The 24,329-nt window shown below is 71.7% G+C and carries 29 protein-coding genes; 16 read left to right on the top strand and 13 right to left on the bottom strand.

Annotated features, from left to right (window positions below):
• Positions 1–156: 156 nt before the first annotated feature.
• Entirely contained in the window at positions 157–786 is a 630-nt protein-coding gene (locus IE252_RS16240) for a CGNR zinc finger domain-containing protein (RefSeq protein WP_190090091.1), read from the top strand.
• Here the strand turns inward: IE252_RS16240 and sodX are convergent.
• The gene (sodX, locus tag IE252_RS16235; RefSeq protein WP_190090090.1) at positions 690–1,115 is read right to left on the bottom strand and encodes a nickel-type superoxide dismutase maturation protease; all 426 of its coding nucleotides are present in this window, start codon (positions 1,113–1,115) and stop codon (positions 690–692) included. The genes IE252_RS16240 and sodX overlap by 97 nt on opposite strands.
• A 166-nt stretch (positions 1,116–1,281) precedes the next feature.
• Here sodX and sodN point away from each other — a divergent pair, with 166 nt between their 5' ends.
• From sodN to IE252_RS16220, 3 genes are all read left to right on the top strand, one after another.
• Positions 1,282–1,677 (top strand): superoxide dismutase, Ni, encoded by a 396-nt coding sequence (sodN, locus tag IE252_RS16230; RefSeq protein WP_067163856.1) that lies wholly within the window; start codon positions 1,282–1,284, stop codon positions 1,675–1,677.
• A 530-nt stretch (positions 1,678–2,207) separates the two neighbouring features.
• Entirely contained in the window at positions 2,208–2,345 is a 138-nt protein-coding gene (locus IE252_RS16225) for a hypothetical protein (protein ID WP_190090089.1), read from the top strand.
• A 10-nt stretch (positions 2,346–2,355) separates the two neighbouring features.
• On the top strand, positions 2,356–2,763 hold the full coding sequence (locus tag IE252_RS16220) for a VOC family protein (RefSeq protein WP_190090088.1): 408 nt from the start codon (positions 2,356–2,358) through the stop codon (positions 2,761–2,763).
• A gap of 4 nt (positions 2,764–2,767) precedes the next feature.
• On the opposite strand, the gene IE252_RS16215 is transcribed toward IE252_RS16220, so the two are convergent.
• From IE252_RS16215 to IE252_RS16200, 4 genes are all read right to left on the bottom strand, one after another.
• Positions 2,768–3,124: a GntR family transcriptional regulator gene (locus IE252_RS16215; RefSeq protein ID WP_190090087.1), complete on the bottom strand. Its 357-nt coding sequence runs from the start codon at positions 3,122–3,124 to the stop codon at positions 2,768–2,770.
• On the bottom strand, positions 3,124–4,089 hold the full coding sequence (locus tag IE252_RS16210; protein ID WP_190090086.1) for a DUF1648 domain-containing protein: 966 nt from the start codon (positions 4,087–4,089) through the stop codon (positions 3,124–3,126). The genes IE252_RS16215 and IE252_RS16210 overlap by 1 nt, the downstream gene beginning before the upstream one ends.
• 149 nt (positions 4,090–4,238) lie before the next feature.
• A complete protein-coding gene (locus tag IE252_RS16205) occupies positions 4,239–4,682 on the bottom strand; it encodes a DUF6304 family protein (RefSeq protein ID WP_190090085.1) in 444 nt (147 codons plus the stop codon).
• A 58-nt stretch (positions 4,683–4,740) separates the two neighbouring features.
• On the bottom strand, positions 4,741–5,316 hold the full coding sequence (locus IE252_RS16200; protein ID WP_190090084.1) for a dihydrofolate reductase family protein: 576 nt from the start codon (positions 5,314–5,316) through the stop codon (positions 4,741–4,743).
• A 121-nt stretch (positions 5,317–5,437) separates the two neighbouring features.
• On the opposite strand from IE252_RS16200, the gene IE252_RS16195 reads away from it, so the two are divergent.
• On the top strand, positions 5,438–6,016 hold the full coding sequence (locus IE252_RS16195; protein ID WP_190090083.1) for a TetR/AcrR family transcriptional regulator: 579 nt from the start codon (positions 5,438–5,440) through the stop codon (positions 6,014–6,016).
• A 35-nt stretch (positions 6,017–6,051) separates the two neighbouring features.
• On the opposite strand, the gene IE252_RS16190 is transcribed toward IE252_RS16195, so the two are convergent.
• The 3 genes from IE252_RS16190 to IE252_RS16180 all read right to left on the bottom strand — a co-directional run bounded on the left by IE252_RS16190 (position 6,052) and on the right by IE252_RS16180 (position 9,418).
• The gene (locus tag IE252_RS16190) at positions 6,052–6,666 is read right to left on the bottom strand and encodes a GNAT family N-acetyltransferase (RefSeq protein WP_190090082.1); all 615 of its coding nucleotides are present in this window, start codon (positions 6,664–6,666) and stop codon (positions 6,052–6,054) included.
• 137 nt (positions 6,667–6,803) lie between these two features.
• On the bottom strand, positions 6,804–7,835 hold the full coding sequence (locus IE252_RS16185) for a family 2 encapsulin nanocompartment cargo protein polyprenyl transferase (RefSeq protein WP_190090081.1): 1,032 nt from the start codon (positions 7,833–7,835) through the stop codon (positions 6,804–6,806).
• 185 nt (positions 7,836–8,020) lie between these two features.
• Positions 8,021–9,418 carry a family 2B encapsulin nanocompartment shell protein gene (locus IE252_RS16180; protein WP_190090080.1) on the bottom strand — a complete coding sequence of 466 codons (1,398 nt, stop codon included), beginning with the start codon at positions 9,416–9,418 and terminating at the stop codon, positions 8,021–8,023.
• Positions 9,419–9,615: 197 nt separating this feature from the next.
• On the opposite strand from IE252_RS16180, the gene IE252_RS16175 reads away from it, so the two are divergent.
• The 4 genes from IE252_RS16175 (at position 9,616) to IE252_RS16160 (ending at position 13,040) form a co-directional block, all read left to right on the top strand.
• Positions 9,616–10,074 carry an RrF2 family transcriptional regulator gene (locus IE252_RS16175; protein ID WP_190090079.1) on the top strand — a complete coding sequence of 153 codons (459 nt, stop codon included), beginning with the start codon at positions 9,616–9,618 and terminating at the stop codon, positions 10,072–10,074.
• A gap of 74 nt (positions 10,075–10,148) precedes the next feature.
• Positions 10,149–11,372, top strand: coding sequence for a globin domain-containing protein (locus IE252_RS16170; protein ID WP_190090078.1), 1,224 nt, complete (start codon positions 10,149–10,151; stop codon positions 11,370–11,372).
• A gap of 149 nt (positions 11,373–11,521) precedes the next feature.
• Positions 11,522–12,112, top strand: a complete 591-nt coding sequence (locus IE252_RS16165; protein ID WP_190090077.1) for an N-acetylmuramoyl-L-alanine amidase — start codon at positions 11,522–11,524, stop codon at positions 12,110–12,112.
• Positions 12,113–12,134: 22 nt separating this feature from the next.
• The gene (locus tag IE252_RS16160) at positions 12,135–13,040 is read left to right on the top strand and encodes a 1-aminocyclopropane-1-carboxylate deaminase/D-cysteine desulfhydrase (RefSeq protein ID WP_190090076.1); all 906 of its coding nucleotides are present in this window, start codon (positions 12,135–12,137) and stop codon (positions 13,038–13,040) included.
• A gap of 3 nt (positions 13,041–13,043) precedes the next feature.
• On the opposite strand, the gene IE252_RS16155 is transcribed toward IE252_RS16160, so the two are convergent.
• Positions 13,044–14,642 carry a Na+/H+ antiporter gene (locus IE252_RS16155; protein ID WP_190090075.1) on the bottom strand — a complete coding sequence of 533 codons (1,599 nt, stop codon included), beginning with the start codon at positions 14,640–14,642 and terminating at the stop codon, positions 13,044–13,046.
• Between the two features lie 40 nt (positions 14,643–14,682).
• On the opposite strand from IE252_RS16155, the gene IE252_RS16150 reads away from it, so the two are divergent.
• The 3 genes from IE252_RS16150 (at position 14,683) to IE252_RS16140 (ending at position 16,623) form a co-directional block, all read left to right on the top strand.
• Positions 14,683–14,943: a UBP-type zinc finger domain-containing protein gene (locus IE252_RS16150; RefSeq protein WP_190090074.1), complete on the top strand. Its 261-nt coding sequence runs from the start codon at positions 14,683–14,685 to the stop codon at positions 14,941–14,943.
• A 304-nt stretch (positions 14,944–15,247) separates the two neighbouring features.
• Entirely contained in the window at positions 15,248–15,661 is a 414-nt protein-coding gene (locus IE252_RS16145; protein WP_067163834.1) for an ATP-binding protein, read from the top strand.
• A 14-nt stretch (positions 15,662–15,675) separates the two neighbouring features.
• Positions 15,676–16,623, top strand: a complete 948-nt coding sequence (locus IE252_RS16140) for an RNA polymerase sigma factor SigF (RefSeq protein WP_229848424.1) — start codon at positions 15,676–15,678, stop codon at positions 16,621–16,623.
• Positions 16,624–16,685: 62 nt separating this feature from the next.
• On the opposite strand, the gene IE252_RS16135 is transcribed toward IE252_RS16140, so the two are convergent.
• Positions 16,686–17,141: a hypothetical protein gene (locus IE252_RS16135; RefSeq protein WP_190090073.1), complete on the bottom strand. Its 456-nt coding sequence runs from the start codon at positions 17,139–17,141 to the stop codon at positions 16,686–16,688.
• Between the two features lie 94 nt (positions 17,142–17,235).
• On the opposite strand from IE252_RS16135, the gene IE252_RS16130 reads away from it, so the two are divergent.
• Positions 17,236–18,204, top strand: coding sequence for a diacylglycerol/lipid kinase family protein (locus tag IE252_RS16130; protein ID WP_190090072.1), 969 nt, complete (start codon positions 17,236–17,238; stop codon positions 18,202–18,204).
• A gap of 316 nt (positions 18,205–18,520) precedes the next feature.
• Positions 18,521–18,778, top strand: a complete 258-nt coding sequence (locus tag IE252_RS16125; protein WP_004937597.1) for a WhiB family transcriptional regulator — start codon at positions 18,521–18,523, stop codon at positions 18,776–18,778.
• A 157-nt stretch (positions 18,779–18,935) separates the two neighbouring features.
• On the opposite strand, the gene IE252_RS16120 is transcribed toward IE252_RS16125, so the two are convergent.
• The gene (locus tag IE252_RS16120; protein ID WP_190090192.1) at positions 18,936–20,402 is read right to left on the bottom strand and encodes a sensor histidine kinase; all 1,467 of its coding nucleotides are present in this window, start codon (positions 20,400–20,402) and stop codon (positions 18,936–18,938) included.
• A 295-nt stretch (positions 20,403–20,697) separates the two neighbouring features.
• Positions 20,698–21,300, bottom strand: a complete 603-nt coding sequence (locus IE252_RS16115) for a TetR/AcrR family transcriptional regulator (protein ID WP_190090071.1) — start codon at positions 21,298–21,300, stop codon at positions 20,698–20,700.
• A gap of 92 nt (positions 21,301–21,392) precedes the next feature.
• On the opposite strand from IE252_RS16115, the gene IE252_RS16110 reads away from it, so the two are divergent.
• Positions 21,393–22,145 carry an SDR family oxidoreductase gene (locus IE252_RS16110; RefSeq protein WP_190090070.1) on the top strand — a complete coding sequence of 251 codons (753 nt, stop codon included), beginning with the start codon at positions 21,393–21,395 and terminating at the stop codon, positions 22,143–22,145.
• A 7-nt stretch (positions 22,146–22,152) separates the two neighbouring features.
• Here the strand turns inward: IE252_RS16110 and IE252_RS16105 are convergent, their stop codons facing one another.
• Positions 22,153–23,235: an SIS domain-containing protein gene (locus IE252_RS16105; RefSeq protein WP_373298556.1), complete on the bottom strand. Its 1,083-nt coding sequence runs from the start codon at positions 23,233–23,235 to the stop codon at positions 22,153–22,155.
• 164 nt (positions 23,236–23,399) lie between these two features.
• On the opposite strand from IE252_RS16105, the gene nagB reads away from it, so the two are divergent.
• On the top strand, positions 23,400–24,185 hold the full coding sequence (gene nagB, locus IE252_RS16100; RefSeq protein ID WP_190090069.1) for a glucosamine-6-phosphate deaminase: 786 nt from the start codon (positions 23,400–23,402) through the stop codon (positions 24,183–24,185).
• Positions 24,186–24,329: the final 144 nt, after the last annotated feature.

Below are 24,329 nucleotides of genomic sequence, written 5' to 3'. Positions count from 1 at the left end.
GCGCCGGGAGTACGGACAGGGGCGGTACGGGCCGAGGAGCCCGTACCGCCCCTTTCGGCGTAGCGGGGTTCCGTCCCCGTCGAGGCCCTTCACGTAATACCCTCGGACAGCGCACAGCCGTTACTGCTGCCGCTACTGTCGCCGTAAGGATTACATGTGGAACTGGCCTATTACTCGGACTACGCCGTGCGCCTGGTCAACACCGAGGAGCCGGCCCGTAACAAGGACTCCCTGACGACGGTCGAGGTGATCCGCGAGCTCTTCGGCTCCGAGTCGACGACGGCCCGGCGGGCGACCGAGGCGGACGTGCCGCGCCTGCGGGCGGTCCGGGCGCGGCTGCGGGCGGTCTTCGAGGCGGCGGACGCGGGCGAGGAGGTCCAGGCGGTGGACCTGCTCAACTCCCTCCTCCTGGAGTTCCCGGTCAGCCCGCAGATCTCCGGGCACGACCACCGGGACGAGGACGGCAGCCCGCTGTGGCACATGCACCTGGCCGACCACACCTCGAACGCGACGGCGGGCTACGCGGCGCTGGCGTCGATGGGCCTGGCCTTCCACCTCACGGAGTACGGCGTCGACCGCCTGGGCCTGTGCCAGGCAGCGCCCTGCCGCAACGCCTACCTCGACACCTCCACCAACCGCTCCCGGCGCTACTGCTCGGACCGGTGCGCCACCCGGGCGAACGTGGCCGCCTACCGGGCGCGCAAGCGCCTGGAGACCGACCGGTCGGCGAACACCGGCCGCACGGCCGAGACCAGCCAGGACAGCAGCACGGCGATCGAGCGCTGACGCCCGGGGGTGAGCGGCCGGTAGCGGCCGCGCACCCGCCCGAGCACGAGCTCGCACGGCACGGTCCCGAAGGCCCGGCTGTCGACGACCTCGTCGTCGGGGTTGTCGCCGAGCACCCACCACCCGCCCTCGCGCAGCTCGATCAGCCGCTTGACGATGAGCAGGTCCTGCTGGAGCGGATGCCGCAGCACGGCGACGTCACCCGCCCGCAGCTCGCTCCCGTAGTGCACCAGCAGCTGATCCCCGTGGAGCAGGGTGGGCACCATGGAGGTCCCGGTCACCTCCGCGATCCCCAACGGCACCCTCGGCTCCCGCCCCTGATCCGTCATCCGCCACCCACCTCCCGGTACCCGGTCCACTCCCACGGTACGTTCCGCCACGAGTCCCATGGTGACCCTGGACTTTTGTCCTAAGCCCCCGGGGGCACTCGCGAAATCGGCTCTCTCACCGAGTAATGTCCCACCTGAGAAGACGATCACGAGGAAGGACAGCTCAATGCTTTCCCGCCTGTTTGCCCCCAAGGTGAAGGTCAGCGCCCACTGCGACCTGCCCTGCGGCGTGTACGACCCGGCCCAGGCCCGTATCGAGGCCGAGTCGGTCAAGGCCGTCCAGGAGAAGTTCCAGGCCAACGAGGACCCGCACTTCCGTGCGCGTGCCGTGGTCATCAAGGAGCAGCGCGCGGAGCTCGCGAAGCACCACGTCTCGGTGCTCTGGAGCGACTACTTCAAGCCCCCGCACTTCGAGAAGTACCCCCAGCTCCACCAGCTGGTCAACGACACCCTGAAGGCCCTCTCGGCCGCCAAGGCGTCGACGGACCCGAAGACCGGCGAGAAGGCGCTCGAACTCATCGCCGAGATCGACCGCATCTTCTGGGAGACGAAGAAGGCGTAACGCCTCCTTCGCCGCTCCGGCAGCACCACCCGACAGCACCCGGCATCCGCGCGGAGCCGGGTGCTGTCGGCTTTTCTCGTCGGACCTGGGGCTGCTGCATGTGCTCCTGGACGAGGCCTAGGCTCGCGGCTAGCCGAGATTCCCGGTCTTACAAGATCCGACGCCCCGCGCCATCCTCGACCGGTACGGCAACACCCGTCTACGCCGCCCCGGCGGCACACGCCAGAGGGAGGGAGGGAGCGCGGTGACCAGTTCGGCTCCCTGAACGGAGCGGCTTTCCGCCGGTACGGAAGCGATCCAGGGCGACGTGGTCCGCTGGTACCAGGACACGCGGCGGGGCAAGGCGTACGTGCCCACGATGATCTGGGGCACCCTTCAGACCGAGACGTACGCCACCGTGATCCTCGTCCTCCGTGGACGTAACAGAACAGAGTGAACTCGCTCTCTACGAAAAGGCCTTCGCCGCGCTGAGCAGTGCCGCCTCGTAAGGCGACGCCACCGAGGAGTGCTGGTGGGGAGGGGGAGGGGCTTTGGCGTCCGTTCAGGGCGGCACCGTCTCCGTGGACATCGACGCCTGCCAACGGGACGGCAGCACCCGCACCTTCACCGGTACGTACACCCTCCGCAACGGCGAAATCGCCTCCGCCTCGGTCCACCGGACGGGGTAAATTCGGGGCCATGGCACCTCTTGAACCTCCGTACACCCGGCTCCTGGTGGAGCGATACGAGCCGACCTTCCGCTTCTACGCGGCCGTGCTGCCCAAGCTGAGCGGATGCTCGCTGGCGCGCGGGACCGAGGGGACGGGGTACGCGAGTTGGGACGACTGCGAGGGGCGTACGACGTTCGCGCTGTTCTCGCGGGCCGCGATGGCCGCGGCCGTCGGGGAGGAGAACGTGCCCGTGGGCGCGTCCGTCGTCATCCATGTGGACGGGCCCGAGGCGCTGGACGCCGGGGTCGAGCTCTGCACCTCGGCCGGCGCCACCGTGGTCGCCCCGGCGCAGGACCGGCCGCAGTGGGGGCCGACCATGCGGGCCGCCCATCTGCACGACCCCGACGGCAATCTGGTGGAGCTCCAGACCTACTGATACGTCAACGGAGGCTCGTGCGGACCAGGGCCACCAGCTCGTCCTCGGTCAAGCCCAACCGCCTTGCCTCCTCCACCAGTTCGCGCACCCGCACGAGCAGCCCGGCCCGGGTACGGGACGAGGTCGCCTCGACCACCACCGCGCCCCGGCCCCGCCGCAGCTCGATCAGGCCCTCCTCGCGCAGCCGCTGGTAGCCGCGCAGGACCGTGTGGACGTTGACGCCCAGCGAGTCGGCGAGGACGCGGGCGGCGGGCAGCCGCTCGCCCGGCTCCACCGTGCCCTCGGCGATGGCGCGGCGCACCGACGCGGCGATCTGGTCGCCCAGCGCCACCGGGGACGCCGGGTCCACCCGGAACAGCATCAGCGCACCGCCGCGCGCTCGGCCAGCGTGTTGAGCAGGGCCGCGGCCGTCGCGGAGTCGGCCACCGTCACGGCGAACTCCCGCCCGCCCGCGCGCCGCACCACGATCGCCTCGCCCGAGCGCAGGATCAGCCCCGAGCGTCCGGGGCGCACCCGGTAGCCCCAACCACCGTACTCCGCGAGCGCCTTCACCTCCCGGCTCACCGCCCGGTCCACGTCCGCCAGCGGTATCCGCACCCGGGGCCAGGGCAGCACCGTCGGACGGGCGGTCAGCCCGTGCCGGTCCACCGTGACGTACGGGCAGGAGCAGCCGAGGATCAGCAGCCCGCACGCCAGCGGCGCGGCGGCGCGCCCCCACCCGTACACGTACGTGAGCACGCCGCCGACGACGAGCAGCGCCACGCCGACCGCGCACAGCGTCCGCGACGGGGCGCGCCTGGCCCAGCCCGCCACCTCGCCCTCCGCGAGGTCGAGCCGTTCGACCGCGCCGGGACCGGGCGGCGGCACGGCCGAGGGCAGGTCGAGGAGGCGCAGCAGCAGCGCCCCGGCGCCCGCGGCGAGCGCGGCCACCGCGAGACCCGCCACGAGCTGCCACAGCGGCAGCCGGACCTCGCTGCCGTCGACGGCATCGAGGTTCGCGTACAGCGCGGCCGCCATCACATAGCCGGTCAGGCCCGCGGCCGCGTATCCCGCGCCGACCACCCAACGGGCCCCGCGCACCGCGAGGTCGGCGGTGGCCGCGATGACCGCCCAGACGGCGGCGAGGCCGACCGCGAGGCCGATGTTCACCGTCACGTACGAGCCGCGGTCCGCGTAGCCGTCGGCGGTGCCGCCGCCGTCGAAGTGGGTGGCCAGGCGCGTCGGCAGCCGGTCGCGCAGAGCGGCGAAGAGGAGCAGGTCGACGGCGAGCGCCAGCAGGAACGGCAGCACGGCTACGGCCACCAGGCGGTACCGGACACGGTTCATCGAAACCTTCATTGTTCGCACAGTAGTAGAACAATGTGGCCGGGTGGTCTTCAACTACCGCTTCTTGACGGGTTTCTGACAGTCACGCGAAAAAAGAGAGGAAGCGGCCGTCACCTACCTGGTCTCGGTACGTGACGGCCGCTCGGGGGTCAGATGCTTTCGAGGACGGACGGCTGGAGCTGTGCCCCGTAAGGGAGTTGGCGGCGGATGTCGTCGAGCACCGACCCGAAGTCGACCTCGGCGCGCCCTGACGCGTACACCGCTCCCCCGAGGTGCAGCGCGAGCCCCAGGTCGGGCTCGGGCGGCTTGAGGGAGAGCAGGCAGCTCAGGGTGGCGTGGTGGACCGCGCCGTCGGCGGAGGCGACCGGTACCGGCATGTCCCATTCCAGGACGAAGTCGCGCAGGGTGCCGCCGTCGAGCGCGAACGAGCCCTCCGTCGGTATGCCGGGCACCGGGCCGAGCGAGTCGAACCCGGCCCCGGCGAAGTCGACTCCCCTGATGCGGGTGTGCAGTTGGGTCCCGTCGGCGGTGATCGTCAGCGCTTCGGATCCATGGCGGTCTCGGTACCAGCCCGCCCAGGACTGTGTGGTCATGGGCGGGAGATTAGCGCCGCAGCCTGCCGTTCGTCACAGGGCGTGACCGAAATGGGAGTTAGCGCTTCCTTGCGTAAGTGGTGACGACTGTACCGTTTTCGAAGGAACGGCTGTCCGTCGGCACGAAGGAGCGTGGCGTGAACTCGGTCCGGAACAAGGGGATTCCGGCGCCCGCCACGACCGGATAGCTCTTGATCACGAGCTCGTCGATCTCGTCGACGAGCTGCCCGGCGAGGTCGGCGCCGCCGCAGAGGTAGATGTCGGCACCCTCCTCCCGCTTGAGCTCGCGGACGAACGCGACCGGGTCGCCGGAGACGATCTCGACGGCCGGGTCCGGGGACTCGCCGAGGCCGCGCGAGAAGACGATCTGGCGCAGATGGGCGTACGGGCTGGTCATGCCCGCCTTGAGGCCGGGCTCGTACGTCCCGCGGCCCATCAGCACCGTGTCGTACCGCCGGTTGGGCGTCTCGTCGACGCCCAGGGCCCGGCGGGCGGGGGTCGGCAGGGCCTCGGGGAAGTCGGAGCCCATGAAACCGAAGAGCTCGTCACTGAGGGGATAGAAGTCGTACGACCCGTCCGGGGCGGCGATGAAGCCGTCGATGGTGAGGGCGATGTAGTACGAAAGCTTGCGCAAGCTGGCCTCTTCTGGCTCGGGAGTGGTCGGTCGATCAACCACTGCACGTAAAGTACTTTGTGTGTAGTGGTTGCGCAAGGCCTGTGGACGCGGGCCCTCGAAAATCAGGAGAAGGACTCGGATGGTCAGGAACCCGGAACGCAGAACCGCACTCGTGGACGCGGCGATCGAGGTGCTGGCGCGTGAGGGAGCGCGCGGGCTGACCTTTCGCGCCGTCGACAGCGAGGCCAAGGTGCCGCCCGGCACCGCCTCCAACTACTTCACGAGCAGGGACGACCTGTTCACCCAGGCGGGCCGGCACATCCACGTACGGATGACACCGGATCCGGCCGAGGTGAGCGAGGCGATGCGGCCGGCGCCGTCGCGGGAGCTGGTCGCCTCGCTGATGCACTGGCTGCTGCGGCGGATCGTCAAGGAGCGCACCGGCTACCTCGCGATGCTGGAGCTGCGCCTTGAGGCCACCCGCAGGCCGGAGCTGCGGGAGGCGCTGACGGGTGCGGTCCGCGCCGACCTGGAGGCGAACATCGCGTTCCATCTGGAGGCCGGGCTGCCGGGCGACGCGGACACCGTAAGGCTGCTCTACTTCGCCATGACCGGGCTGCTGGTCGAGCACCTCACGCTGCCGGGCGTGCTCGGCGAGGACGAGGGCACGGCCGAGCGGCTGGTGCAGATGGTCGTGGACCGGGTGCTCGGGAGCTGACCCCCGGACCCGGCCCCGTACAGCGGCGAATCGTTTCAGCCGCGCGGTTCGCGCCACATCGGGTACATCAGCGGGCCGTCCGGCAGTCGCAGCGGCTCCCCGAGGTGCGCGAAGCCGAGCCGCTCGTACAGCCGGGAGCTGCGCGCGCTGCTCGCCTCCAGATAGGCGGGCAGGCCCTCCCGGTCGCACCGCTCCAGGACGGACGCGATCAACGCGGCCCCGCCGCCCTGTCCCTGGCGGTCCGGGGCGACCGCGATCAGCAGCAGATACGCGTGCGCCCGGCCGTGCGGATGGACGGACCCGGTGAGCCGTCCGATCAGCTCGACGCGCTCGTTGTCCGGGTCGACGGCGGCCCGCAGCTGCGCCGGGCCGTCCTCGTCGCCGTCCGCCGGCTCGGCCGGGACGTCGATCCACAGGGCCGTCGCCGTGCCGTCCGCCGCGAGGTCGACGTGGCCCTCGGCGAGCGAGATCTCCAGGAAGGCGCGCATGAGGTGGCGGTGCACCTCGCGGCGGTGCGCCGGGTCCGGGAAGACCCAGCTGCTCACCGGGTCGTTCTGGAACGCCTCGTCGAGGAGGCGCACGGCCGTCTCCACCGCCTTGTCGTCGTCCCGCTCGACCCGCCGTATGCCCGTGTCCGGTCCCGTACCCATGTCGGCCACCCTTGTCGCGTTCCGGTCATCCTCAACTGATCGGAACGATCCTAGAGTTGTCTCTCTCCGAGTCAGGGGACGAGGTGCCCCGGAAGCAGCCCCGGGGCGCCTCGTCCCCTCCCCCCCTCGGGCCCCCGTCAGCGCGAGCGCCGGGTCACGAACTCCGCCAGGGCCAGCAGGTCGCCCGCCGCCGCCAGGTCCGGGACCGCCCGGGACAGCTGGTCCACCGCCCTGGCCATCCGGTCGGCCGCGTGGATCTGCGCCCAGTCGCGGCCGCCCGCCCGGTCCACCGCCCCCGCCGCCCGCCGCACCGCGGCCGCCCCCATCGGGCCCCGGTACAGCTCGGCGAGTTCGGCCGCCGCCGGAGTGCCCGAGGTCAGGGCGGCCACCACCGGCAGCGACTTCTTGTGCGAGGCGAGATCGGCACCGGCCGGTTTGCCGGTACGGCCGGGGTCGCCCCAGATGCCGATCAGATCGTCGATGAGCTGGAAGGCGAGCCCCGCCTCGCGGCCGAACGCGTCGAGCGCGGCCACCTCCTCGGGCCCCGCCCCCGCGTACAGCGCCCCCAGCGAGCAGGCGCAGCCGAGGAGCGCCCCGGTCTTGGCCATCGCCATGTCCAGGCACTCGTCCAGGGACACCTCCTGGGGGCCGCGCTGTTCGAAGGCGCAGTCGGCCTGCTGTCCGGCGCAGAGCTCGATCACACAGGCCGCGAGCCGGGCCGAGGCGGCCGGGGCCGCGGGGTGGCCGTCCTCGGCGAGCAGCCGCAGCGCGAGCGCGAGCAGCGCGTCCCCGACGATGATCGCGTCGGGGATGCCGAACACGGTCCAGGCGGTGGGCCGGTGGCGCCGGGTGGCGTCCTCGTCGATCACGTCGTCGTGCAGCAGCGTGAAGTTGTGGACGAGCTCCACGGCGGCAGCGGCGCGCAGCGCGTCGTCGGGGTCGCCGCCGAGGGCCCCGGCGGCGGCGAGCACGAGCGCGGGCCGGATCGCCTTGCCCGCCTGCCCGGCGGCCGGGGTGCCGTCCGCGTGCTCCCATCCGAAGTGGTACATCGCGACGCGCCGTATCGAGCCCGGCAGCGACTCCACCGTGTTCCGCAGCCGCGGATTGACCGCCACCCGGGTCTGCTCCAGCAGGTCCACGGCCTCGCGCCCCTCGACGGCTTCCCCCATGACCAACTCGACATTCCTCTCGCCGTGTCAGATACGCGGTGTTCGCATACGCGGTGTTCGCATACGCGGTGTTCCATACGTCGTGGCCGGTGCGCGCGTTCACGCGCCGCGTGCGGTGCGCGGTCTCCGGGCGGGCGGCCGGCGGACCTCCCGTGCCGCCGGCCGCCCGCGCGGGGTCTGCGGGGTCAGCGCCAGCGGCTCACTTCCACGTTCTCCAGCACGCCGAGGGCGTCCGGCACCAGGATCGCGGCCGAGTAGTAGGCGGTGACCAGGTACGAGATGATCGCCTGCTCGTCGATGCCCATGAACCGCACCGACAGGCTCGGCTCGATCTCGTCCGGGATGCCGCTCTGCTGGAGCCCGATGACGCCCTGCTCGGCCTCGCCGGTACGCATGCAGATGATCGAGGTCGTACGGGCGTCGCTGACCGGGATCTTGTTGCACGGGTAGATCGGCACACCGCGCCAGGTCGGGATGCGGTTGCCGCTGATCTCGATGCTCTCCGGGACCAGACCGCGCTTGTTGCACTCGCGCCCGAAGGCGGCGATGGCGCGGGGGTGGGCGAGGAAGAACTTGTTGCCGCGCCGCCGGGAGAGCAGTTCGTCCATGTCGTCGGGGCTGGGCACGCCGTCGTGCGGCTGGAGCCGCTGGCCGTAGTCGCAGTTGGCCAGCAGACCGAACTCGCGGTTGTTGACGAGCTCGTCCTCCTGGCGCTCGCGCAGCGCCTCCACGGTGAGCCGCAACTGCTGCTCGGTCTGGTTCATCGGCTGGTTGTAGAGGTCCGCGACCCTGCTGTGGACCTTCAGGACGGTCTGCGCGACGGACAGTTCGTACTCGCGGGGCGCGCCCTCGTAGTCCACGTACGTGTGCGGGATGACCGGCTCGCCGACGTGGCCGGAGGCGAGGTCGATCGCCGCTTCGCCGTAGTTGTTGGTGCGCTGCTCGGGGATCAGCGCGTACGCCGCGAGGTGCTCGCCGAGGGAGCTCGCGCGCTCCGCCAGGTTGAGCACGTCGGAGCGGCTGAGCGCCAGGACCGTACAGGCCGTCGCCGCCCGGGCCGTGGCGTCCCAGGTGGCCTCGCCGGAGACCAGTGCCTGCTCGCCCAGGTGCGCCCCGTCCGCGAGGACCCCGAGCACCGCCTCGTCCCCGTACGGCCCGGTGCCGATCTGCTCCACGCGGCCGTGGGCCAGCAGGTAGACCGTGTCCACCGGGTCGCCCTGGGCGGCGAGCACTTCCCCGGCGGCGAACTCGCGCTGCTCGCACCGGTTCGCCAGCTCACTCAGCGCGGACTCGTCCGTGAACCCGCGCAGCGCGGGCAGCTCCCCCAGCTCGGCCGGGATGACGGCGACCCGCTCGCCGGTCTGCACAAAGGTGATCTTGCCGTCACCCACCGAGTAGCTCAGTCGCCGGTTGACCCGGTACGTACCGCCCTGCACCTGGACCCATGGCAGCATCCGCAGCAGCCACCGGGAGGTGATCTCCTGCATCTGCGGGGCGGACTTGGTGGTGGTCGCCAGATTCCGCGCGGCTGCGGTACCAAGACTCTGCTGCGCGCGGTTCTCGGGCCCTGCCTCGACCGACATGTGTTTCCCTCTCGATCTTCCGATCATGAGCTGACCTGCGCGAGCAGCCTTCCAGCACGGACCGTGCGCGCGCCATTACACAAATGAGTGGGACTAGAAGGGCCTTCGGCGGGGCAGGTTGCGCACTCCCGCCGGGGCACCCTCGCAGTTCCGGCCACAAATTTGCACGGCATATGCAAGTTATCTAGCCTGGCGTCATGCGGCTGACGAGATTCACGGACCTGGCGCTTCGCGTACTGATGCGTCTAGCCGTCGCCGACGAGGGCGACCGGGAGGCCCCGCCGACCACCCGCGAGGTGGCCGAGACCATGCGGGTGCCCTATACGCACACCGCGAAGGTGGTCGCCAGGCTCCAGCACCTCGGGCTCGTCGAGGCGCGGCGCGGCCGCGGCGGCGGGCTCGCGCTCACCCCGGCGGGCCGCCGGGCGTCGGTCGGCGGGCTCGTCCGCGAACTGGAGGGCCCCGGCGACGTGGTCGAGTGCGAAGGGGCCGTGCCGTGCCCGCTCAACTCGGCGTGCCGGCTGCGCGGGGCGCTGCGCCGGGCCCAGGAGGCGTTCTGCGCCTCCCTGGACCCCCTCACCGTCGCCGACCTGGTCACCTCGCCCACCGGCCCGCTGCTCATCGGGCTCGTGGGCGGGCGCCGGACGGACGACTGAGGAACCGTCGGCCCGCTCGCGGCCCTGCTCCACAGCCCAAAATGCGAGTATTAGATTCCAATTAAGGAGTTCTCTTGCTGTCCGAGAAGTCGGCCGCGGCCGTACGCGCCACCCTGCCCGCCGTCGGCGCGGCCCTCCCCGCCGTCACCGAGCGGTTCTACGCCAGGCTGTTCGCGGCCCACCCCGAGCTGCTGCGGGACCTGTTCAACCGGGGCAACCAGGCCGCCGGGGTCCAGCGGCAGGCGCTCGCCGGGTCGATCGCGGCCTTCGCGGTCCACCTCCTGGACCACCCGGACGAGCGCCCCGACGTGATGCTGGGCCGCATCGCCCACAAGCACGCCTCGCTCGGTGTCACGGCCGAGCAGTACGGCGTGGTGCACGAGCACCTGTTCGCGGCCATCGCCGAGGTGCTCGGCGAGGCCGTCACGCCCGAGGTCGCCGCCGCCTGGGACGAGGTGTACTGGCTGATGGCGAACGCCCTGATCGCCGTCGAGGCCCGGCTCTACGCCGAGCGGGGCGTGGCCGCCGGGGACGTGTGGCGCGAGTGGACCGTCGAGGGGCGCACCGAGGAGACGGCCGACGTGGCCACCTTCCGGCTGCGGCCCGCCGACGGCGTCCCGGCGCCCGGCTTCCGCCCCGGCCAGTACGTCTCGGTCCAGGTCGAACTGCCCGACGGCGCCCGCCAGATACGCCAGTACAGCCTCAGCGGTGCCCCCGGCTCCGCCACCCGCTCGATCACGGTCAAGCGGGTCCGGGGCGAGGGGCCGGACCCCGACGGCGAGGTCTCGCTCCACCTGCACGCGCGCGTACGCGAAGGCGACCGGCTGCGCGTCTCGGCCCCGTACGGCGACCTCGTCCTCGACACGTCCGTCCTCGATAGCGACGGGACTGGCGGGACGCCCCTGCTGCTCGCCTCGGCGGGGATCGGCTGCACCCCGATGCTGTCGATGCTCGAGCACCTGGCGGGCGCCGGGCACCGCGCCCCGGTGACCGTGGTGCACGGCGACCGCTCCCCCGCCGACCACGCCCTGCGCGAGGACCACGCGGCGCTGACGGCCAAACTCCCCGGCGCCTCGGCGCACTTCTGGTACGAGCGGCCCGAGCCGGGCCACCCCGCTGACCGTACGGGCCTGGTGGACCTCTCCTCGGTCGCGGTGGCGCCGGGCACGCGCGCGTACCTGTGCGGTCCGCTGCCGTTCATGCGGGCGGTGCGCACCCAGCTGCTCGACCAGGGGGTCGCGGCCGCCGACATCCACTACGAGGTGTTCGGCCCCGACCTCTGGCTCGCGGACAACTGACCGTAATCGGGCGATCTGTGTCCGGATCGGCTCGCACAGCGTCCGAACAGATCGCCCCCGTACGGAAGTTCCGGTAGAAGCGGTGGCGAGCATTCCACCTCAACCGCACCAGGTGCCCCATGGGCACCGCAAGCTCGAAGGAGTCGGCCATGGCCCCACCCATGTCGGCTGACCAGTTCCTCACCGCCCTGCGCGCCGAAGGCCTCCGGGTCGTCGAGGTCGACGGCTGGCGCACCCACAACCGGGCCGGGCACGGCGCCTGGGGGCCGCTCAACGGCGTGATGATCCACCACACCGTCACCCATGGATCCGCCGCCACCGTTCGCATCTGCTACGACGGTTACGACAGCCTGCCCGGCCCGCTCTGCCACGGCGTGATCACCAAGGACGGCACGGTCCACCTGGTCGGCAACGGCCGCGCCAACCACGCCGGCGCGGGCGACGGCGACGTGCTGCGCGCGGTGATCGCCGAGAAACGCCTGCCGCCCTGCGGCAAAGCCGACACCGACGGCAACGCGCGCTTCTACGGGTTCGAGTGCGAGAACCTCGGCGACGGCGAGGACGACTGGCCACCGGCCCAGCTCCTGGCCATCGAGAAGGCCGCGGCGGCCGTCTGCCGGCACTACGGCTGGACCGAGCGGTCGGTGATCGGCCACAAGGAGTGGCAGCCCGGCAAGGTCGACCCGCGCGGCTTCGGCATGGACTGGCTGCGGGAGCGGGTCCAGGAGCGCCTGAAGTGAGGGCGCCGGTCACAATGGACAGGTGACCGAAGAAGCGCTCGACCTCGCCGACGCCCTGCGGCCGCGCATCCCTTCGCCCCTGCAACCGGTCGAGGACGAGCGCTTCACCCGCCACGGCGTCCGCCTGCTGCTCAAGCGCGACGATCTGATCCACCCGGCGCTGCCGGGCAACAAGTGGCGAAAACTCGCCCTGAACCTGCGCGCGGCCGCCGGGCGCCCGGTGCTGACCTTCGGCGGCGCCTACTCCAACCATCTGCGCGCCACCGCCGCCGCGGGCCGCCTGCTCGGCTTCCCCACCGTCGGTGTGGTCCGGGGCGACGAACTCGCCGAGCGGCCCCTCAACCCGTCGCTCGCCCGGTGCGCGGCCGACGGCATGCGGCTGCACTTCGTGGACCGCGCCACCTACCGGCGCAAGGCCGAGCCGGAGGTGCTCGCCGCGCTGCGCGAGCGGTTCGGCGGCGACGACGCGTACGTCGTCCCGGAGGGCGGCAGCAACTCCCTGGCGGTGCGCGGGTGCACGGACCTCGGGCGCGAACTGCACGGCCTGGCCGACGTGGTGGCGGTGGCCTGCGGCACCGGCGGCACCCTCGCGGGTCTCGCCGCCGGGCTCGCCCCGGGGCAGCGGGCCCTCGGGTTCCCGGTACTGCGGGGCGGGTTCCTCGCGCGCGAGATACGGGAGTTGCAGTACGAGACGTTCGGGGCGGCCGGGGACAACTGGTTCCTGGACGACCGCTTCCACTGCGGCGGTTACGCCCGTACGACCCCCGAACTCGACGCCTTCGCCGACGACTTCGAGGCCCGCCACCGGCTGCCCGTGGAACGCCTCTACGTCGCCAAGATGCTGTACGGGCTGCTGACCCTCGCCGAGGAGGGCGCGTTCCCCGAGGGCACGGCGGTCGCCGCCGTCGTCACCGGTCAGCCGCTCTAGCCGTCACGACTCGCTCTCCCGGTACGCCGCCGCCTCCTCCAGGTCCAGCCTGCGCAGCAGCGTGCGGAGCATCTCGTCGTCGATGCGGCGCGCGTCCCGCAGCTGCACGAAGACCTCGCGCTCGGCGCCGATCATCTCCCGCGACAGCCTGCGGTAGGTGGCGTCGGCCGACTCGCCGGTCACCTCGTTCACCCCGCCGAGGCGCTCCCACACGGAGTTGCGGCGCCGCTCCATGACCGTGCGCAGCCGGTCGGCCAGCGGCGGCGGCAGCGCGTTGGCCTCGTCCGCCAGGAGCTCGTCCAGGCGGCGCTCGGCGGCCAGCGAGGCCTCGTTCTGGGCCTGCGCCTCGGCCAGCGTCTCGGCCCGCGCGTCCCGGCCCGGCAGCTTGAGCGCCCGGATCAGCGGCGGCAGCGTCAGCCCCTGCACCACCAAGGTGGCGATGACCGTGGTGAAGGTCAGGAAGAGCACCAGGTTCCGGGCCGGGAAGGGGCGGCCGTCGTGCATGGTCATCGGGATCGAGAAGGCGATGGCGAGCGAGACCACCCCGCGCATCCCGGCCCACCCCACGATCACCGGCGCCGTCCAGTCCGTGTCCGGCTCGCGGGTGCGGATCCGCTCCGAGAGCGCCCTCGGCAGGAACGTCGCCGGGAAGACCCAGACGAACCGCATCGCGACGACCGCGGCGAAGACCCCGGTCGCGTACAGCACCGCCTCCCCCACCCGGTACTCGCCGAGCCCCTTGAGCACCACCGGCAGCTGCAGCCCGATCAGCGCGAACACCGACGACTCCAGGACGAAGGCGACCATCTTCCAGACCGCCGCCTCCTGGAGCCGGGTCGCGAAGTCCACCTGCCAGGAGCGGTGGCCCAGGTGCAGGGCGACGACCACCACCGCCAGCACCCCGGACGCCCCGACCTGCTCGGCCGCCGCGTACGCCACGAACGGGATGAGCAGCGAGAGCGTGTTCTGGAGCAGTGCCTCCGTCAGATGCGTGCGCAGCCACTGGATCGGCACCATCAGGACGAGCCCGATGCCGATCCCGCCGAGGGAGGCCAGCGCGAACTCCCCGGCGCCGCCCGCCCAGGTCGCCCCCTCCCCGACCGCCGCCGCGAGCGCCACCTTGTACGCGGTGATCGCGGTCGCGTCGTTCACCAGCGACTCGCCCTGGAGGATCGTGGTGATCCGGCTCGGCAGGCCCAGGCGGCGGGCGATCGCGGTGGCCGCGACCGCGTCCGGCGGGGCGACCACCGCGCCGAGCACCAGCGCGGCGGTGAGCGGCAGATCGGGCACCAACAGATAGGCGAGCCAGCCCACGGCCAGGGTCGCGAACAGGACGTAACCGACCGAGAGCAGCGCGACGGGCCGCAGATTGGCCCGCAGATCGAGGTACGAGCTGTCGACGGCGGCCGTGTACAGCAGCGGCGGGAGCAGCAGGGGCAGCACGATGTGCGGGTCGAGCGTGTAGTCCGGCACGCCCGGCACATAGGCGGCGGCCAGCCCCGCCGCGACCAGCAGCAGCGGGGCCGGAACCGGGGTGCGGCGGGCGGCGCCGGCCACCACCGCGCTTCCCGCGACCAGTGCCACCAGCGGCAACGCGTCCATCCCAGCCACCTCACACCCGGACCGTCGTAACCTGGCAATCATGAGCGAGTGCCCGCACGTTGCCGAACTGCCGCGCCCCGAGCCCGCGCCGCTGACCGAGACGTGCCCGCAGTGCCTGGATGCGGGCACCCACTACGTCCAGCTGAGGCAGTGCCTGGTCTGCGGCTATGTGGGCTGCTGCGACTCCTCGCCGATGCGCCACGCGACCGCCCACCACCAGGAGACCGGGCACCCGGTGATGCGCACCCTGGAGGCGGGCGAGGACTGGCGCTGGTGCTTTGTGGACAACGTACTGGTGTGACGCGGGAGGCCAGGAGGATCCGGACGGTTCGACGGCCCGCGGCCTGGGTACGTCAACCCGGCGTCGGTTCACAGCAATTGGGCACCGCACACCTCTAGCCACTGTCCGTGCTCATATGCTTACCATGAGTGACACCTGCCGGGAGGGGTCCCGGCGACACGGCACCATGGATCGCGATAGCGTCGCCCTTCCGAGCACCACGATCGCGTGGACGACGCACGATCACCGCATTACGTACCGCATGGCCCCGGAGGCGTCCCCTCCGCCGGGGCCCGAGAGAGCTTGTGCCACCTTGGAGGTGAGGGTGTCCCAGATCGCAGGCGAGCCCGGGAATCAGGACTTCGTGGAAGTCCGGCTGCCGGCCGCGGGTGCCTACCTGTCGGTGCTGCGTACGGCCACGGCCGGTCTCGCGGCACGTTTGGACTTCACCCTCGACGAGATCGAGGATCTGCGTATCGCGGTCGACGAGGCCTGCGCGATCCTGCTTCAGCAGGCCGTCCCCGGCTCCGTACTCAGCTGTGTCTTCCGCCTCGTCGACGACTCCCTGGAGGTCACGGTCTCGGCCCCGACCACGGACGGCCGGGCCCCCGAGCGCGACACCTTCGCCTGGACGGTGCTCTCCGCGCTCGCCGGCAAGGTCGACTCCTCGGTCGCCGACGACCGTACGGTCTCCATCAGCCTGTACAAACAGCGCGGCGCGGGACCCGGACCGGCGTGAGCGGGGACGGTCCGGTGCGGGACGACAGGCGCATCCCCGAGACGCACCCGGAGGTGCCGCGCTCCGTCGGTATTCCGGAGCAGCAGGCCCGGCCGCACCCGGTGGACGGACTTGACGGCCTTCGGGCCGTGGCGGAGCAGACGCGGCAGGCAGAGCGGGCGGCCCACATGAGCGAGCACATCGAGCACACGCAACACCAGCACGATCCGCAGGACCGCAGCGGGGCGCGGGCGATGTTCATCGAGCTGCGCAAGCTTCCGGACGGCTCGCCGGAGAAGGCCGAGCTGCGCAACAAGCTGGTCCGGATGCACCTGCCGCTGGTCGAGCACCTGGCCCGGCGGTTCCGCAACCGCGGCGAGCCGCTGGACGACCTGACCCAGGTCGCCACCATCGGCCTGATCAAGTCGGTCGACCGGTTCGACCCGGAGCGCGGCGTCGAGTTCTCGACGTACGCGACCCCGACGGTCGTCGGCGAGATCAAGCGGCACTTCCGCGACAAGGGCTGGGCGGTCCGGGTGCCGCGCCGCCTCCAGGAGCTGCGCCTGGCCCTCACCACGGCCACGGCCGAGCTCTCCCAGCAGCACGGCCGCTCGCCCACGGTGCACGAGCTGGCGGAGCGCCTGGGCATCTCCGAGGAGGAGGTCCTGGAGGGCCTGGAGTCGGCGAACGCGTACTCCACGCTCTCGCTCGACGTCCCGGACACCGACGACGAGTCGCCGGCGGTCGCGGACACGCTGGGCGCGGAGGACGAGGCGCTGGAGGGCGTCGAGTACCGGGAGTCGCTCAAGCCGCTCCTGGAGGACCTGCCGCCGCGCGAGAAGCGGATCCTGCTGCTGCGCTTCTTCGGGAACATGACCCAGTCGCAGATCGCGCAGGAGGTCGGCATCTCCCAGATGCACGTCTCCCGCCTGCTGGCCAGGACCCTGGCCCAGCTGCGGGAGAAGCTGCTGGTGGAGGAGTAGGACGCGGCCGACGGAGGCGGTGCGGGCGTCCGGGGGCCACGAGCCTGCGGCGCCCCGCGGGCCTACGGGGCCTGCGAGCCGCCCGCCCCGCGTACGCCGAGCGCCTCGGCGGTCGCCGGGTTGACCAGCAGGACCAGTCCGGTCACCGCGACCGCGGCCGTGGCGATCCCCACCGGGATGGCCGCCCCGTCCGCGTTCAGGAACATCCAGGCGACCGGCAGCGCCAGGATCTGGGTGATCAGCGCGGGCCCCCGGCTCCAGCGGCGCCGCAGCAGCAGCCCGCGCGCCGCGACCAGCGGGATGATCCCGAGGACGATCAGCGTCACACCGCCGGTCTCGGCCTGGCGGGGCTGGTCGGGCTTGCCCATCAGGCCCATCACGAGCATGAAGAGACCGCCGCCGACCAGGGCCAGGCCCTCGATCGCGGCGATCGCGGCGGCCGCGGTCAGCCGGCCCGGACGCGGCCCCTCGGGCGTGCCGGTGCCGCTCTCGCTGTCAGGGTGCTGCTCAGTACTCACCCCAGCAGGGTAGCCCTCGGCCGGACCCCGCTCCGGGGCCGGGGAGAGGGGGCTGGACTGTGCCCGGTACCGCCCGGTAGGTACTCTGGCGCCCATGCGTGCACTTCTCGTGGTCAACCCGGCGGCTACCACCACCAGTGCCCGCACCCGTGATGTCCTCATCCACGCGCTGGCCAGCGAGATGAAGCTGGAGGCCGTGACGACGGAGTACCGGGGGCACGCCCGCGACCTCGGGCGGCGGGCGGCGGAGAGCAACGACATCGACCTGGTCGTGGCGCTCGGCGGCGACGGCACGGTCAACGAGGTCGTCAACGGTCTGCTGCACAACGGCCCCGACCCGGAGAACCTGCCGAGCTTCGCGGTGGTCCCCGGCGGCTCCACCAACGTCTTCGCGCGCGCGGTCGGACTGCCCAACGAGCCCGTGGAGGCGACCGGCATACTGCTGGACGCCCTGCGCGAGGGACGCGGCCGCACGGTGAGCCTGGGCCTGGCGGCCGGCACGCCGGGCAGCGAGGACGAGGGCGTCCCGGACCGCTGGTTCACGTTCTGCGCCGGACTCGGGTTCGACGCGGGCGTCGTCGGCCGGGTCGAACAGCAGCGGGAGCGCGGCAGACGCTCCACGCACAGCCTCTACATCCGCCAGGTGGCCCGCCAGTTCTTCGCCGAGCAGCACCGCCGGCACGGGACGATCACCCTGGAGCGCCCGGGCCAGGACCCGGTCGAGGACCTGGTGATGTCGATAGTCTGCAACACCTCCCCCTGGACCTACCTGGGCAATCGCCCGGTGTACGCGGCCCCGGAGGCGTCCTTCGAGACGGCCCTGGACGTGCTCTCGCTCTCCCGGCTCTCGACCACCTCGGCGGCCCGCTACGCCACCCAGCTGCTGACCTCGACCCCCGAGAAGGGTCCCCACGGCAAGCACGCGGTTTCACTGCATGACCTCACGGACTTCACCTTGCATTCCAAGGCCCCGCTGCCCTTCCAGATGGACGGCGACCACCTGGGTCTGCGTACGAGCGTGACGTTCACAGGCGTACGCCGTGCACTGCGTGTGATTGTGTGAGTGGAAGGGCCGAAAGTCCTTTAACTCGAACGTTTGGGCTGGGCCCCACCCCATAGAAGTACGACTGTGACCCAGTCGACACCGAGGAATCAAAAAAAACTTTCCTGAAGGGGTTGTATCCGCCGCCGAGGTTTGCGAATCTCTACATGGCGATCGGGACGGCCCGCAACACCGGCCTCCTTGAGAGCCAGAACCCCTCCTCAACTCAGGACCACAACCAGTCCAACTGGAAGTCGGCCCTTCCCTTGCGGGGGGATTCGTGAAAGCGTTCACATTCACAAGCAACCCGCACGTAATACCAAGAGAGGTAGCAGCCATGGACTGGCGTCACAACGCCGTTTGTCGTGAGGAAGACCCCGAGCTGTTCTTCCCCATCGGCAACACCGGTCCTGCGCTGCTGCAGATCGAGGAAGCCAAGGCCGTCTGCCGCCGCTGCCCCGTCATGGAGCAGTGCCTGCAGTGGGCGCTCGAGTCCGGCCAGGACTCCGGCGTCTGGGGTGGCCTCAGCGAGGACGAGCGCCGCGCGATGAAGCGCCGTGCCGCTCGCAACCGGGCGCGTAACGCGACCGCCTGATCCCCCCTCCTGCCTAGGCCCGCGCGGCGCGTACAGCGAGTACGCACTCACCGCCCCCCGAGCCGCAGCGCGCAGCAGTAACCCACAGCATTCGAGCCCCGGACCGTTCGCGGTCCGGGGCTCGCTGCTGTTTGTGCCCGTTGTGCGGGCGTACGGGTTACTTGTCGGCCCGCACCGGCACGTCGAGCACCACCTGGGTGCCCCGTTCCGGCGCCGCCACCATGTCGAAGGCGCCGCCGAGCTCGCCCTCGACCAGGGTGCGGACGATCTGGAGGCCGAGGTTCCCGGCCTTCTGCGGGTCGAAGCCCTCGGGCAGCCCCCGGCCGTCGTCGCGCACGGTGATCAGCAGCCGGGCGTCCTCGCGGGTGCCGCCGCGCACCGCGGAGACCTCTACCGTGCCCTGCTCCCCCTGGGCGAAGGCGTGCTCGAGCGCGTTCTGGAGGATCTCGGTCAGCACCATCGCGAGCGGGGTGGCGACCTCCGCGTCCAGGATGCCGAACCGTCCCGTACGGCGACAGCCGACCTTGCCCGGGGAGATCTCCGCCACCATCGCCAGCACCCGGTCGGCGATCTCGTCGAACTCGACGCGCTCGTCCAGGTTCTGCGAGAGCGTCTCGTGCACGATCGCGATCGAGCCGACCCGCCGCACCGCCTCGTTCAGCGCCTCGCGCCCCTGCTCGGAGTCGATCCGCCGGGCCTGCAGGCGCAGCAGGGCCGCGACCGTCTGGAGGTTGTTCTTCACCCGGTGGTGGATCTCCCGGATGGTGGCGTCCTTGGTGATCAACTCGCGCTCGCGGCGGCGCAGTTCGGTGACGTCCCGGAGCAGGACGAGCGAACCGATGCGGGTGCCCTTGGGCTTGAGCGGGATGGCCCGCAGCTGGATCACCCCGCCGCTGCCCTCGACCTCGGTCTCGCGCGGGGCGTAGCCGCTGGCCAGCTTGGCGATGGCCTCGTCCACCGGGCCGCGCGAGGGCGCGAGTTGGGCGGTGAGCTCGCCGAGGTGCTGGCCGACGAGGTCGGAGGCGAGCCCGAGGTGGTGGTACGCGGAGAGGGCGTTCGGCGAGGCGTACTGGACGATGCCGTCCGCGTCCAGCCTGATCAGCCCGTCGCCGGCACGCGGCGACGCGTCCATGTCGACCTGCTGCCCCGGGAAGGGGAAGGACCCGGCGGCGATCATCTGCGCCAGGTCGGAGGCGGACTGGAGGTAGGTGAGCTCAAGGCGGGAGGGTGTACGCACGGTGAGCAGATTGGTGTTGCGCGCGATCACTCCGAGGACGCGGCCCTCCCTGCGTACGGGGATGGACTCGACCCGCACCGGCACCTCCTCGCGCCACTCCGGGTCGCCCTCGCGCACGATCCGGCCCTCGTCGAGCGCGGCGTCGAGCAGCGGGCGGCGGCCGCGCGGGACGAGGTGGCCGACCATGTCGTCCTGGTAGGAGGTGGGGCCGGTGTTGGGCCGCATCTGCGCGACCGAGACGTACCGGGTGCCGTCGAGGGTGGGCACCCACAGCACGAGGTCGGCGAAGGAGAGGTCGGAGAGCAGCTGCCACTCCGAGACCAGCAGATGGAGCCACTCCAGGTCGGATTCACTGAGAGCGGTGTGCTGACGTACGAGGTCGTTCATGGAGGGCACGTCAGCGAGGGTACCCGCGCGGGCTACGGCGCCGGGTCGGGACCCTCGGCCCGTCCGGCACCGCAGCCCGGAACTGCCGGCCGAGTGGTGTGCGGTGCCCCTCGGCCTTACGGGAGGTGCTCGGCGCTGTCAGGGCAGAGAGCGCCGCGTACCTCTGTCCGGCCTCCTGTGCGGGGAGGCCGGAGGCCTGCTCGGGCCATTGTGGACTAGACCATTCCTCACTGTCCATCCATTTGACGGCCCTGCTCCAGCCGGTGCCGAGCCTGCCACGTCCAGCCGTCCAGGCCTAGTCCCGTTGCTCCGGCCAGCCGCGCATGGCGAGCTCGGCCACGGCCGCCAGCTCCTCCTCGGATGCGCCGTCCCTGGCCTGCTGGGACATGCCCTGGAAGACGGCCACGCTGAAGCGGGCGAGGGCGCGGGGGTCGGTTCCGGCGGGGAGTGCGCCGGTCGCGACGTCGGCGGCGATCAGGCGCTCGAACTCCGCGAGGTTGCCGTCGCGCACCTCGCGCAGGGCCTCCTCGACCTCCCTGGAGGTGCAGTTGACGGCGGCGCTGAGCACCAGGCAGCCGCGCGGGCGGCCCGTCAGGGTGAACTCGGTGGCGGCCTCGCGCAGGATCCGCCCGATCGTCGCCCGCGCACCGGACTCCTCGGCGAAGGCGCGGCGGATGAACACCCCGTACGTCTGCCCGTACGCCCCCACGACCTCGTCGAACAGGGCCTTCTTGTCACCGAAGGCGGCATACAGGCTGGGCGCCCCGATGCCCATCGCCCGGGTCAGCCCGGCCACCGAGGTCGCCTCGTAACCGTGCTCCCAGAAGGTCAGCGTGGCCTGGTCGAGCGCGCGGGCACGGTCGAAGGAGCGGGGGCGGCCGCGCTGTCCGGTGGTCATGGACGAATTCTATAGCGACCACTAGAGAATGTGTTACGTTCTCGTTCTGTAGCGAGCGCTACAGATTTTTGTTCACGGGGAGGACGTACGCCATGGGCGCACTCACGGGCAGGACGGCACTGGTCACCGGCGGCAGCCGGGGCATCGGCCGGGGCATCGCGGAACGGCTCGGCCGGGACGGGGCGCGGGTCGCCGTCCACTACGGCAGCAACGAGGCGGCCGCCAAGGAGACGGTCGCCGCGATCGAGGAGGCGGGCGGCTCGGCCTTCGCCCTCGGCCAGGAGCTGGGCGTCCCCGGCGACGCCCAGGCGCTGTGGGCGGCCTTCGACCGGCACGCGGACGGGGTGGACATCCTGGTCAACAACGCGGGCATCGGCACGGCCAGCACCTTCGGGGAGATCGAGGAGGAAGAGTACGAGCGGGTGTTCGCGGTGAACGCGAAGGCGCCGTTCTTCCTGGCGCAGCTCGGCCTGGAGCGGATGCGCGACGGCGGCCGGATCATCAACATCTCCTCCGGCGCCTCCAAGTCGGCGCTGCTGCCGGACCTGATCGCGTACGCCATGACCAAGGGCGCGCTCGACGTGTTCACCCGCAACCTGTCCAAGATCGTGGGCAGTCGGGGCATCACCGTGAACTCGGTGGCCCCGGGCATCGTCGACACCGACGTCAACGCGGACTGGCTGCGCGCGAGTGACGAGGCGTGGGCGGGCGCGGCGGCGATGTCGGCGCTCGGCCGGGTCGGCGAACCCTCCGACATCGCGGACGTGGTGGCGTTCCTGGCCTCGGCGGACGGGCGCTGGGTGACGGGCCAGTGGATCGACGCGACGGGCGGCTCGCTGCCGTAGCCCGCGATCAGTGGGTCTCGGTCACCTTCGCCAGGGCGCGCGGGGCGTCCGGGTCCTGGCCGCGGGCGATGGTGACCTCGTACGCGAGGAGTTGGAGCGGGAGGATCTCCAGGATCGGCTGGAGCTCCTCGGGGACGCCCTCGACCGGCAGCACGAAACCCGCCGAAGCCGCGTCCACCTGCGGCTTGGGGCCGACGACGAAGAGGTCGGCGCCCCGGCCGCGCAGCCGGTCGAGCACCGGCTGGAGCGCCTGGCCGCCCCGGCCGTCGGTGACCACCGCGATCACCGGCGAGATGTTGTCGACCATGGCCAGCGGGCCGTGCAGCAGGTCGGCGCCGGAGTAGGAGAGGGCGGGGATGTAGCTCGTCTCCATCAGCTTGAGGGCGGCTTCCTTCGCCGTGGGATAGCCGTACCCCCGCGAGGTGATCACCATCCGCTCGGCGAACCGGTAGCGGGAGGCCAGCGCCCTCACCTCGTCCTGCCGGGCCAGGATCCGGTCCGCGAGCTCCGGCAGCGCCCCGGCGGCCGAGACGTCGCCGTCGCGCAGGCCCTCGACGAAGAGGTAGAGGGCGAGCAGCGAGGCGGTGTACGTCTTGGTCGCGGGCAGCGCCTTCTCAGGCCCGGCCAGGATGTCGATGTGGTGCTCGGAGACGGCCGCGAGCGGCGAGTCGGCGTTGTTGGTGAAGGCCAGCGTGATCGCGCCCGCCGCGCGGGCCGCCCGGGTGGAGTCGACGAGGTCGGGCGAGCCGCCGGACTGGCTGACGGTGATGACGAGGACGTCGCTGAGGTCGGGCCGGGCGCCGTACGCGGTGATCGTCGACATCGAGGTCAGTCCGCAGGGGATCCCGAGCCGGATCTCGATCAGGTACTTCGCGTACAGGGCGGCGTTGTCCGAGGTGCCGCGGGCGGTCAGCAGGACGAAGCGGGGCTTTCGGGCGGCGATCGCGGCCGCGACCTCGCGGATGCGGGGGGCGCCGTCGGCGAGGATGCGGCGCAGTACGGCGGGCTGCTCCGCCATCTCGCCGTGCATGATCCGGCCGGGCTGCTCGCTGTGCGCCTCGCTGTGCGCCGACGACATCGGGGACGACATGCGCAATGCCTCCAAATGGCGGTCCGTGTACGCGTTGCCGAAACCCCTCCAGTCGACCATGGCAGAAGGCGCGACCGCCAGCGGGCGGGCCGCCCACTCTGCTAGATTGGTCTATACCACCCTGGTTGGTTTACGTCTCTACGTCTCCAGATCGGCAGGCCCACGTGGAAGTTGTCATCGTCCCGGACGCCAAGGCGGGCGGCGAGCTCATCGCGGAGTCCATCGCGGCCCTGTGGCGCCGCAAGCCCGACGCCCTGCTCGGCGTGGCCACCGGCTCGACCCCGCTGCCCATCTACGACGCGCTGACGGCCAAGGTCGCGGCGGGTGCGGTGGACGTGTCGCGGGCCCGGGTCTGTCAGCTCGACGAGTACGTCGGGCTGCCGGTGGGGCACCCCGAGTCCTACCGCGCCACGGTGATCCGCCAGGTCGTGGAGCCGCTCGGGCTCGGCGCGGACTCGTTCATCGGGCCGGACGGCTCGGCGGCGGACGTCCAGGCGGCGTGCGAGGCGTACGACCGGGCGCTGTCGTCGGCCGGGGGCGTGGACCTCCAGATCCTGGGGATCGGCACCGACGGGCACATCGGCTTCAACGAGCCGTGCTCGTCGCTGGCGTCCCGTACCCGGATCAAGACGCTGACGGAGCAGACGCGGGTGGACAACGCGCGCTTCTTCGACGACGACATCGAGCAGGTGCCGCACCACGTGATCACGCAGGGGATCGGGACGATCCTGGAGGCGCGGCATCTGGTGCTGCTGGCGACGGGTGAGGGGAAGGCTGAGGCGGTGGCGGCGACCGTGGAGGGCCCGGTGGCCTCCGTGGTCCCCGCCTCGGCGCTCCAGCTGCACCCTCACGCCACCGTGGTGGTGGATGAGGCGGCTGCGTCGAAGCTGAAGCTTGCGCACTATTTCCGCCACACGTACGCCAACAAGCCGACGTGGCAGGGCCTGTAGGACCCCCCACCCCGCCCCTTCCCTAAACCCTCCGGGGGCGGGAGGGGGCGGAGGTGTTTTCCCGGGGGCTACGCCCCCGGACCCCTGGACTCCGTTTGTCTGCGGGCCGTCCCCAACTGGTCGCGCAGTTCCCCGCGCCCCTAG

The sequence above is a fragment of the Streptomyces melanogenes genome (assembly GCF_014649795.1).
GTDB lineage: Bacteria > Actinomycetota > Actinomycetes > Streptomycetales > Streptomycetaceae > Streptomyces > Streptomyces noboritoensis.
The sequence above is the reverse complement of the archived record's forward strand: the minus strand, read 5'-3'. Positions and strand labels throughout refer to the sequence as shown.

Excerpts from the sequence above, each read along its gene's own strand:
- sodX (WP_190090090.1), bottom strand. The coding sequence starts at position 1,115 with ATGACGGATCAGGGGCGGGAGCCGAGGGTGCCGTTGGGGATCGCGGAG.
- sodN (WP_067163856.1), top strand. The coding sequence starts at position 1,282 with ATGCTTTCCCGCCTGTTTGCCCCCAAGGTGAAGGTCAGCGCCCACTGC.
- IE252_RS16220 (WP_190090088.1), top strand. The coding sequence starts at position 2,356 with ATGGCACCTCTTGAACCTCCGTACACCCGGCTCCTGGTGGAGCGATAC.
- IE252_RS16215 (WP_190090087.1), bottom strand. The coding sequence starts at position 3,124 with ATGCTGTTCCGGGTGGACCCGGCGTCCCCGGTGGCGCTGGGCGACCAG.
- IE252_RS16210 (WP_190090086.1), bottom strand. The coding sequence starts at position 4,089 with ATGAACCGTGTCCGGTACCGCCTGGTGGCCGTAGCCGTGCTGCCGTTC.
- IE252_RS16205 (WP_190090085.1), bottom strand. The coding sequence starts at position 4,682 with ATGACCACACAGTCCTGGGCGGGCTGGTACCGAGACCGCCATGGATCC.
- IE252_RS16195 (WP_190090083.1), top strand. The coding sequence starts at position 5,438 with ATGGTCAGGAACCCGGAACGCAGAACCGCACTCGTGGACGCGGCGATC.
- IE252_RS16190 (WP_190090082.1), bottom strand. The coding sequence starts at position 6,666 with ATGGGTACGGGACCGGACACGGGCATACGGCGGGTCGAGCGGGACGAC.
- IE252_RS16185 (WP_190090081.1), bottom strand. The coding sequence starts at position 7,835 with ATGGGGGAAGCCGTCGAGGGGCGCGAGGCCGTGGACCTGCTGGAGCAG.
- IE252_RS16180 (WP_190090080.1), bottom strand. The coding sequence starts at position 9,418 with ATGTCGGTCGAGGCAGGGCCCGAGAACCGCGCGCAGCAGAGTCTTGGT.
- IE252_RS16175 (WP_190090079.1), top strand. The coding sequence starts at position 9,616 with ATGCGGCTGACGAGATTCACGGACCTGGCGCTTCGCGTACTGATGCGT.
- IE252_RS16165 (WP_190090077.1), top strand. The coding sequence starts at position 11,522 with ATGGCCCCACCCATGTCGGCTGACCAGTTCCTCACCGCCCTGCGCGCC.
- IE252_RS16155 (WP_190090075.1), bottom strand. The coding sequence starts at position 14,642 with ATGGACGCGTTGCCGCTGGTGGCACTGGTCGCGGGAAGCGCGGTGGTG.
- IE252_RS16150 (WP_190090074.1), top strand. The coding sequence starts at position 14,683 with ATGAGCGAGTGCCCGCACGTTGCCGAACTGCCGCGCCCCGAGCCCGCG.
- IE252_RS16130 (WP_190090072.1), top strand. The coding sequence starts at position 17,236 with ATGCGTGCACTTCTCGTGGTCAACCCGGCGGCTACCACCACCAGTGCC.
- IE252_RS16125 (WP_004937597.1), top strand. The coding sequence starts at position 18,521 with ATGGACTGGCGTCACAACGCCGTTTGTCGTGAGGAAGACCCCGAGCTG.
- IE252_RS16120 (WP_190090192.1), bottom strand. The coding sequence starts at position 20,402 with ATGAACGACCTCGTACGTCAGCACACCGCTCTCAGTGAATCCGACCTG.
- IE252_RS16115 (WP_190090071.1), bottom strand. The coding sequence starts at position 21,300 with ATGACCACCGGACAGCGCGGCCGCCCCCGCTCCTTCGACCGTGCCCGC.
- IE252_RS16110 (WP_190090070.1), top strand. The coding sequence starts at position 21,393 with ATGGGCGCACTCACGGGCAGGACGGCACTGGTCACCGGCGGCAGCCGG.
- IE252_RS16105 (WP_373298556.1), bottom strand. The coding sequence starts at position 23,235 with ATGTCGTCCCCGATGTCGTCGGCGCACAGCGAGGCGCACAGCGAGCAG.